General features: G+C 38.4%; 8 protein-coding genes. 6 read left to right on the top strand and 2 right to left on the bottom strand.

Annotated elements, in window-relative coordinates:
• The coding region (gene aspS, locus FJ218_10045; GenBank protein MBM4167240.1) for an aspartate--tRNA ligase at nt 1–1,023 on the bottom strand (1,023 nt) is incomplete at its 3' end.
• 141 nt (nt 1,024–1,164) lie between these two features.
• Between aspS and FJ218_10050 the strand changes: the two genes are divergently transcribed.
• Genes FJ218_10050 through FJ218_10075 form a run of 6 tightly spaced genes read left to right on the top strand, consistent with a single transcriptional unit; the run spans nt 1,165 to nt 6,446 of the window.
• Entirely contained in the window at nt 1,165–1,737 is a 573-nt protein-coding gene (locus FJ218_10050) for a DUF3109 family protein (GenBank protein ID MBM4167241.1), read from the top strand.
• Between the two features lie 10 nt (nt 1,738–1,747).
• Nucleotides 1,748–3,172, top strand: a complete 1,425-nt coding sequence (gene rpoN / locus FJ218_10055; GenBank protein ID MBM4167242.1) for an RNA polymerase factor sigma-54 — start codon at nt 1,748–1,750, stop codon at nt 3,170–3,172.
• Nucleotides 3,173–3,232: 60 nt separating this feature from the next.
• Nucleotides 3,233–3,769: an ATP-dependent protease subunit HslV gene (hslV, locus tag FJ218_10060; protein MBM4167243.1), complete on the top strand. Its 537-nt coding sequence runs from the start codon at nt 3,233–3,235 to the stop codon at nt 3,767–3,769.
• A 47-nt stretch (nt 3,770–3,816) separates the two neighbouring features.
• Nucleotides 3,817–5,211, top strand: a complete 1,395-nt coding sequence (gene hslU, locus FJ218_10065) for an ATP-dependent protease ATPase subunit HslU (protein MBM4167244.1) — start codon at nt 3,817–3,819, stop codon at nt 5,209–5,211.
• A gap of 34 nt (nt 5,212–5,245) precedes the next feature.
• Nucleotides 5,246–5,869, top strand: a complete 624-nt coding sequence (locus tag FJ218_10070; protein ID MBM4167245.1) for a response regulator — start codon at nt 5,246–5,248, stop codon at nt 5,867–5,869.
• Between the two features lie 19 nt (nt 5,870–5,888).
• Entirely contained in the window at nt 5,889–6,446 is a 558-nt protein-coding gene (locus FJ218_10075) for a thioredoxin family protein (protein MBM4167246.1), read from the top strand.
• 36 nt (nt 6,447–6,482) lie between these two features.
• Here the strand turns inward: FJ218_10075 and FJ218_10080 are convergent, their stop codons facing one another.
• On the bottom strand, nt 6,483–7,103 hold the full coding sequence (locus FJ218_10080; GenBank protein MBM4167247.1) for a hypothetical protein: 621 nt from the start codon (nt 7,101–7,103) through the stop codon (nt 6,483–6,485).
• Between the last annotated feature and the right edge of the window lie 2,083 nt (nt 7,104–9,186).

Consider the following 9,186-nt stretch of genomic DNA (forward strand, 5'->3'; position numbering starts at 1 on the left):
TTGATTTCTTCCGATTTCTTGAGCATTAGGAACTCGCAATCCCGCAACTGTTCCGCCTTTTGCAACATTATCTGCAAATAATCGGAACGGAGAATCTTTCACAACGTCGCTCACGTTTGTCAATTGTAAATCGAAACGTAAATCCGGTTTATCGCTTCCGTATTTTTCAATCGCATCGTGATAACTCATTCGCTGAAACGGTGTGGAAATTTCAACATTCAAAACTTCTTGATACAATCGCTTCATACAACCTTCTACTATTTTATACACGAGTTCTTCATCTGGAAAAGAAATTTCCACGTCAATTTGCGTGAACTCCGGTTGTCTATCCGCGCGTAAATCTTCATCGCGAAAACATTTCACGATTTGAAAATATCTATCGAATCCCGCTACCATCAGAATTTGTTTATACGTTTGCGGCGATTGCGGAAGTGCATAAAATTTTCCATGATGGACGCGCGATGGAACGAGATAATCTCTTGCTCCTTCGGGAGTTGATTTCATCAGTATCGGCGTTTCAACTTCGAGAAAATTATGTTCAGAAAAATAATTGCGCACGACTTGATACATTTTGTGACGCATTATCATATTCTTTTGCATTTGTTCGCGGCGCAAATCCAAATAGCGATATTTCAATCGCGTTTCTTCATTCGTGTTGTCTTCCTCAGAAATAGAAAACGGCGGAGTTTCAGAACGATTGAGAATTGTAAGTTCAGAAATCAGTACGTCAATTTGTCCCGTTGCGAGTTCTGAATTTTCCGTTCCGTCGGGACGTTTTTCAATTTTCCCGGAAACCGAAACGACAAATTCGCTCCGAAGATGTTTCGATTCTTCATACACGTTTGCATCGCATCGTTGCGGATTAAAAACGATTTGTGTTTTTCCGTAACGGTCGCGCAAATCAATAAACAGTACGCCGCCTAAATCGCGTACGCGGTCAATCCACCCGTTGAGTGTTACAAATTTTCCTATATCAGAAATACGGAGTTCACCGCACGAATGTGTTCGTTGATTATAATTCATCAATGTTAATTGGAATACGTTCTAAAAAAAATTGGTGAACAAAATACAGAAAAACAGAATGAGCATCAAAAGAAGCGTGCATTTCTTCTAATGGTGAGTTGTGAATTTTAAGTATCTTTACCGCGAAAATTTTATAAAAAAATGTATGTCATTGATAAAGTTGCAATCCACTCTGATATTCCTTCGATACAATTCGCTTGCGATTTGAGTGAATGCAAAGGAGCATGTTGTTCATTGAAAGGTGCAGGAGGTGCGCCGATAGACCAGAGAGAAATTTCTGTCATTCGAAAGGCAATTCCGGCGGTAAAGAAATATCTTTCACAAAGCCATCAGCAACATTTAAATAACAACGATTTTTTTTATAAATATAATGCTGAATATGCACTTCAAAGCGTGAACGACCGTGATTGCGTTTTCGCATTTCGCGAAAACGGAATCGTGAAATGTTCGTTTGAATATGCATTTGCACGGCAGGAAATAAATTTTCAAAAACCAATTTCGTGCCATCTTTTTCCACTTCGCATTCGAAATTTTGGCGGACCAATTTTGCACTACGAACGCCTTGACGAATGTCGTTCAGCAGTTAAAAAGGGAACGGATGAACAAATTTTACTTTATGATTTTTTGCATTCATCACTCAAGCGCAAATTTGGAAATTCTTGGTTTAATAAAATGCGTTCAATATTCCGCGTTTCACCTTCGGACATCGAGTAAATAATTTGTTATGCTTTATCAGGAATTGCGGCAACGATTAGAACAGAAACTCTCTCCGCAACAAATACAATACTTAAAATTATTACAGCAACCTTTACTTTCGTTGGAACAATGCATTAAACAGGAATTGGAGTTTAATCCTTTTCTTGAAGAAGGAGACAATGAAGAAGAAACACAGGAAGAACAATCATCGGATGATACACTCGAATCAGAAAGCAGCGACAATGAAGAAAAAACGACAGAGGACGATTTTTCATTTGAACATTTATTAAACGATGAGAACGAAGGTTACAAAAGTTCTGAACATTGGGACAATAACGAAGACAAAGAAGATTTTCCCGCAGAAGAACGATTGCCATTATATTCCCAACTCATTGAACAATTACAACTTCTTGAACTTTCTGACGAAGAAAAAATTTTCGGTAAAGAAGTAATTGGTAATTTAGATGATGATGGATATTTGCGAATTCCATTGGATGATATTCTTGCAGAAGTTAATAACATCATCACCAAAGAAAAAGCGGAACATGTCTTACACGAAATCCAACATCTTGACCCGCCGGGAATCGCATCACGAAATTTGCGCGAATGTTTGTTGGCACAACTCGATGGCGGACAGTTCGAACTGAAAAGAGAAGAACTTGCGAGAAATATTTTAGAATTTTGTTACGATGACTTCATCAATAAACGCTTGGAAAAAGTTATAGAGAAGTTAAAAACAACTCCCGATGAATTTAAAAATGCTGAGCAACTCATTAGAAAATTAAATCCCAAACCGGGAGAAAGTACTGCAAACAGCGAACAGCTCACAATTATTCCGGATTTTATTGTCAAGCAAAACAATGACGAACTTCTTGTTGAAGCAACAAACACATATTTGCCAAACATTCGCATTAATAAACGATACATCGAAATGATGACGCATCAAACAGCTCAAATTTCTCAGGAAGCGAAGGATTTTATCAAGCAACGGTTTGATGCAGCGAAAACATTTATCCAAAGCATTCAGCAGCGGCATACGACGTTGTTAGATATTATGAATGCCATTATTTCCAAGCAACCGGAATTTTTTGAAACGGGAGAAAATCTTCGCCCGCTCACGAATCGCAATATTGCAGAAATAGTACATCTCGACGAATCAACTGTGAGCAGAGCAGTACATGGAAAATATGTTCAAACGCAGCACGGAACATTCCCTCTGAAATATTTTTTTAGTAGTAAAGTACAGCAATCAAACGGCGAAGATATTTCTAACAAAGAAGCAAAACAGATGATTAAACGACTCATTGAAAGAGAAGATAAAACACATCCGCTCTCCGATGATTTGATAGCAAAACAGATGACGCTTAAAGGACTTCCGCTTGCGCGAAGAACGATTACAAAATACCGCGAGCAACTTGCCATTCCCGTTGCACGTCTACGACGTAAACTCTAATGCGTATTTTCGTCACAAAATTCACTTATATCAGATAAAAAAATATTCAAAAAAATTTCAATGGATTTTATTTTTCACGCAACAACAGTCATAGGAATCAGAAGAAACTGCGAAGTCGCAATCGGTTCCGATGGGCAAGTAACAGTAAGCAATACCGTGATGAAAAACCACGCGAAGAAAGTGAGAAAATTGCACGATGGAAAAATTCTTGCTGGTTTTGCGGGCGCAGCAGCAGATGCATTGACATTGTTTGATAAATTTGAAAGTAAACTGGAACAATATCGAGGAAATCTTGAACGCGCTTCCGTTGAACTTGCAAAAGAATGGAGAACGGATAAATATCTTCATCGTCTTGAAGCGTTACTCGCAGTAATGGATAAGGAACGTTCATTATTAATTTCAGGTACGGGAGAAATTATCGAACCTGACGATGGAATTATTGCTATCGGAAGTGGGGGAAGTTTTGCGCTTGCTGCTGCACGAATGCTTGTGAAACATTCTTCGCTTTCAGCAAAAGAAATTGTTCGCGAATCATTAGAAACAGCAGGAGATATTTGTATTTTCACGAATAAAAATATTACGATTGAAGAACTTTAATCCCAAAGTAGAATTGGTAAAATATTCATTTCATTTAAAAATTATTGATGGAAAAAAAAATAAAACAGAACAACCATAAAGAATTAACACCGAGCGAAATCGTCAAAGAACTCGATAAATACATCATTGGGCAAAACAATGCAAAGAAATCCGTTGCAATTGCACTTCGAAACCGCTGGAGACGGTTGCAGGTTGCGGATAACTTACGTGAAGAAATAATGCCAAATAACATTATCCTTATTGGACCAACGGGTGTCGGCAAAACAGAAATTGCACGACGACTAGCAAAACTCGCAAATGCGCCGTTCATCAAAGTGGAAGCGACTAAATACACCGAAGTAGGTTACGTTGGACGCGATGTCGAATCTATGGTTCGCGACATTGCTGATATCGGAGTCAATATGGTAAAAGCGGAACGAACTATCGCCGTTCAGGAAAAAGCCGCAAAACACGTTGAAGAACGGATTCTTGATATTCTCGTTCCACCGCTAAAACGAAAGCAAACGACAAGTGAAAATGCAGAGGTTACTGATGCAGTTCAGCAGGCAGAAGAAAATTATGCAACACGTGAACGTTTCCGTGAAAAAGTGCGCGCAGGAAGTTTGGATGACAAAGTAATCGAAGTAGATGTTCCGACTTCACAAGTACCGAATATGCAAGTGTTTGGTCCGTTCAATCTCGAAGAAATTGGCGTGAACGTTCAGGAAATCTTCGGGAACATGATGCCGAAAAAAATGAAGAAGCGAAAAATGTCTGTCAAAGAAGCAAAACTATTTCTTCAGCAAGAAGAAGCAGAAAAATTGATAGATATGGAAGCTGTTGTTCGCGAAGCAATAGAACGAGTGGAAAATTCAGGAATTATTTTTGTTGATGAGATAGATAAAATTGCAGGAAGCAAATCTCATGGCGGGGGTCCCGATGTTTCACGAGAAGGTGTTCAGCGCGATTTACTTCCCGTTGTCGAAGGTTCATCCGTTATGTCAAAATATGGTATCGTAAAAACCGACCATATTTTATTCATCGCATCGGGAGCGTTTCATACATCGAAGCCTTCGGATTTAATTCCTGAACTTCAAGGTCGTTTTCCGATTCGAGTTGAATTAAATTCGCTAACAGAAAATGATTTCATAAAAATTCTTACACTCCCTGAAAATGCACTAACGTTACAATATTCAGCGTTATTGGAAACAGAAAAAATTACTCTTAATTTTACAGAAAGCGGTATTCAGGAAATTGCAAAAATTGCAACAGAAGTGAACGAGCAAGTTGAAAACATCGGCGCGCGACGTTTGCACACAATTATGACTACACTTCTTGAAGATATTCTCTTTGATGCGCCTGATAATATTGATTCCCAAACAATAAAGATTTCCAAAGAACTTGTGCGCGAGCGATTATCTTCTATCGTTAAGAACCGTGATTTAAGCAGATATATTTTATAATGAGTTTTAAAAAAGAACAATCATATTTTTTCGTATGAACATTCTCATTGCAGACGACGACCCTGTTGCGTTGAATATCTTACAATTGATGTTGGAACGATTGGGACATGATGTCAGTGCTGTGAAAAACGGAAATGACGCGTGGAATATCATTCAGCAAAAAAATACTCCGCATTTGTTAATTCTTGACAGACAAATGCCGGGAATGCTCGGTGAAGAAATTTGTAAAAAAGTTCGTGAACAATTCCCTGCAATTCCGTTTTATATTATTCTCATCACTGGCGCATTGAAAGAAACAAGCGATATAATCGAAGGACTTCAAACTGGGGCGGATGATTACATCACGAAACCGTTTGTTGCAAAAGAACTGCAAGCGCGTGTTCAAGCGGGGGTTCGAATTCTTCATCTCGAATTTTCTCTTGCACAACGAATCTTGGAACTAGAAAACGCTCTCTTACACGTACAACAATTGCAAGGGTTACTGCCGATTTGTTCCTACTGCAAAAAAATTCGTGATGATAAAAAATACTGGCACGAAATTGAGGAATATATTATACATCACTCGGAAGCAAAATTTAGTCACGGGATTTGTCCCGATTGTTACGAAACAATTGCTAAACCTCAAATTGACGAATTGAAACGTAAACATTCATCGTAATATACTTACTGACGACATTATGAGCGTATCAGTTCTCCCCTCTCCATTTGCACTTGGTTCTCCAATGCCGGAATTTTTCAATCTCCCTTGTGCTGATGGAAAAACATATTCTTCTTCAGATTTTTCAGAAAAGAAATTTCTCGTCATCGCATTTACCTGCAACCATTGTCCGTACGTGCAAGCGTATGAAGAAAGAATTATGCAATTACAGAATGATTATTTGCAGAAACAAGTTCAAGTAATATGTATCAATGCGAACGAAATTCAGAATTATCCCGAAGATAGTTTAGAAAAAATGAAAGAACGAGCGACGTTGAAAAATTTCAATTTTATTTATATACGCGATGAAGACCAAAGCGTAGCAAACAAATTTTTCGCAACTCATACACCTGAATTTTTTTTGTTTGATTCGGAAAGAACATTACGCTATCACGGAAGAATGGATGATAATTGGCAATATCCCAATCAAGTGCAAGAAACGTTTTTGCGTGATGCCATTGACACTTTACTTAATGGAAAAACAATAAAAACTCCCGAAACATTTTCGATTGGTTGTACGATAAAATGGAAACGATAAACTTCTGTTCTCCATTATTCCTTCACTTCACAAAAATTATTTTTTTACATATTTCCAGTTTCTCACTTTTCCTTCACTCATCCATTCAATTGCAAAAACAATGCGTTTATTCCTTGTTTCCTCTGTTTTTGCTTCCGTAAGCCACTCGATATATTCTTTTTTATTCGAGTAACTAAATCCTTCGAATGTTGCTTCTGCTTTTTTATTGTTACGTAATGCGTTTTTTAAATATTCAGGAACAACAAGTTCAACTTTTTTCTTTTTTTGCTTCTGTGGTAATTTCACTCCTTCGTCATTCAATTTTTTGGCTTGTTGAATAAAATCTAAAATTACTGTATCGGGAGGAAGATCATACATCGAAGTAATTCTCCCAAGATTTCCCATCGCTTCACCACCTTTGTTTTTTCTCTCTCCCAAAAAATTTTTGGGGTCAATAAGCAACTGATATTTCCAAAATCCAAACACACAATGCTTTTTGAAAGCCGCTATACTGCACAACAGTCCTTTATATTCGAACGAAGGAAAACTCCATTTGATTGATTCAACAACTTCTGGACATCCAAGATGAATCAGTTTTCGTAAATGTTTGAGAATTGGTTTTGCAAAATCAGCAGACTTCGCAATATATGCGTCTATGCGTTTATCAGTTGTTGACATATTCAAAAAAATGCACGTGAATATGGTAGTGAGCAAAAGAACGGATGTTAATAAAAAATTATTCTCTCTTCCATATAGGCAAATTTCCTTCTATGGGCGGAGCACCAAGTGTATCAAGTTGTCGTTCAAGAAACGGAATTTCTTCTTCAAGAATTTTTTTTAAACTTCCGTATACAATTTCAAATTCCTCAACGGCGATGTGAAATGCTTGTTTTTGAATTTCTGTAACGTCAGCGTTCGAAGAATAAAAACTTTCCGTGAGTTTATTCATCCTCGATAAAATTGATGGCGGCGCAGCATCATTTCTTTGCGAAATTATTTCATCGCCTGTAAATTTACGATTCATTTGTGTTAGACGCAATTCGAGATTGCGAATTTTTTCGTGAATTGTTGCAGTAGTATCTTGCGTTTGCATCAATGCAATTTTTATTACATTCACTTTCGATTTTGTTTCGCGCAATACACTCAGACTCGCGCTCACGACGCTTTGCAATCTCGACGACTTTTGCTGAAACGAAATTAACGCACTTCTATCTTTTGTTGCAATAGATGGTACTCCGAGTGGCTTGCAAATAAAATCCATCGGTCCAGCAATTTGCGTTTCAACTCCATCAATTCGCTTCAACATTGTTACAGAATATTTTCCCGGCAGCACAAACCACGCAGAATTACTTCCATCATTTACAGAACTTGAATTCACCGGGTCGAGCGCAGGATAACGCAAATCCCAGGTGATGCGATTGATTCCTTCGCTGTTCTCCCCTTTCAGTTTTCGCACAACATTTCCCGCCTCATCTTTAATGACAAAAAATATTGCCGGTGATTCTTCGTCAACTTCCATTCGCGATTCATCGTAGGTGGGAATTTTTATTTCGGTTTTGTTTTTCACCGCATCTTTTTCTGCTTCTTTACGTTTTTGTTTTTTTGTTTTCATTGCTTCTTTGATGTAATATGAAAACGTCGCGCCGAACGGTGGATTTTTCGCAAGATAAAAATTATCTCCTTGCCAACCTTGGTCATCACCAGTTAATGGGTCTTTTTGAATGTACATCAGCGCATCTTTGATTGGAAAAATGTGCGCGTTTTTATCTAACAGCTCAGGATTTGCTGAACGTAATAGAGAATAATCATCGAGAACATAAAATCCCCTGCCGAATGTTGCGAGCACTAAATCGTTTTCGCGTTTCTGAATTGCAATATCTTTCACGGCAATTGAAGGTAAACCGCTGGAAAGTTGCGTCCAAATTTTTCCTCCGTTGTTTGAGAAATACAGTCCAAATTCTGTTCCGACAAAAAGTAAGTTCGCATCTTGATAATCTTCCGCAAACGATTTCACCGAACCATTCTCCGGTAAATTATTCGAAATCATTTTCCAACTTTTTCCTTTGTCGTTGCTTTTCAAAACATACGGTTTGAAATCACCTTGCTGATGATTATCGAATGCCGCATACACTACGTTTTCATCGTGTTGCGAAGCGTTGACGACAGTGACATACGCCAATTCGGGGATGCCGGAAATTTTATCAACTTTTCTCCACTCACTGTTTTCATTTTCTTTCACATGAATCAATCCATCATCCGTTCCGACGTAGAGCAAATTTTCTTTCTTCGGCGATTCAGAAATTTGCGAAAGGTTTCCCCACGCCGCAGTATTGCCGTGACGATTGATTGCATCTACGCTCCACAATTTTCCCATTATCGGAATTTTATTTCTATCCATTTGCCTCGACAAATCTCCGCCAATTGCTTTCCACGAACTTCCTCTATCGTCGCTGCGAAACAGTTTATTCGCGCCGAAATACAACCGCGAAGAATTATGCGGGCTAATAATAAGCGGCGCATCCCAGTTCCATCGCAAACCATCTTCGCCTTTGTCTTCAATCGGCTGAATCCACAACACTTCTCCTGTTTTTTTATCGAAACGTGCAAGTCCGCCGTATTGATATTCCGAATACACGATGTTCGGGTCATTTGGGTCAATGCGCGTTACAAATCCATCGCCACCAATCGTTACGTACCAATCGCTATTTAAAATTCCATATTTCGAAATCGTTTGCGATGGTCCGCCAAGTGTTGCGTTGTC

The sequence above is a fragment of the Ignavibacteria bacterium genome (assembly GCA_016873775.1).
GTDB lineage: Bacteria > Bacteroidota > Ignavibacteria > UBA10030 > F1-140-MAGs086 > JAGXRH01.

Excerpts from the sequence above, each read along its gene's own strand:
- FJ218_10070 (MBM4167245.1), top strand. The coding sequence starts at position 5,246 with ATGAACATTCTCATTGCAGACGACGACCCTGTTGCGTTGAATATCTTA.
- rpoN (MBM4167242.1), top strand. The coding sequence starts at position 1,748 with ATGCTTTATCAGGAATTGCGGCAACGATTAGAACAGAAACTCTCTCCG.
- hslV (MBM4167243.1), top strand. The coding sequence starts at position 3,233 with ATGGATTTTATTTTTCACGCAACAACAGTCATAGGAATCAGAAGAAAC.
- FJ218_10050 (MBM4167241.1), top strand. The coding sequence starts at position 1,165 with ATGTATGTCATTGATAAAGTTGCAATCCACTCTGATATTCCTTCGATA.
- FJ218_10075 (MBM4167246.1), top strand. The coding sequence starts at position 5,889 with ATGAGCGTATCAGTTCTCCCCTCTCCATTTGCACTTGGTTCTCCAATG.
- hslU (MBM4167244.1), top strand. The coding sequence starts at position 3,817 with ATGGAAAAAAAAATAAAACAGAACAACCATAAAGAATTAACACCGAGC.
- FJ218_10080 (MBM4167247.1), bottom strand. The coding sequence starts at position 7,103 with ATGTCAACAACTGATAAACGCATAGACGCATATATTGCGAAGTCTGCT.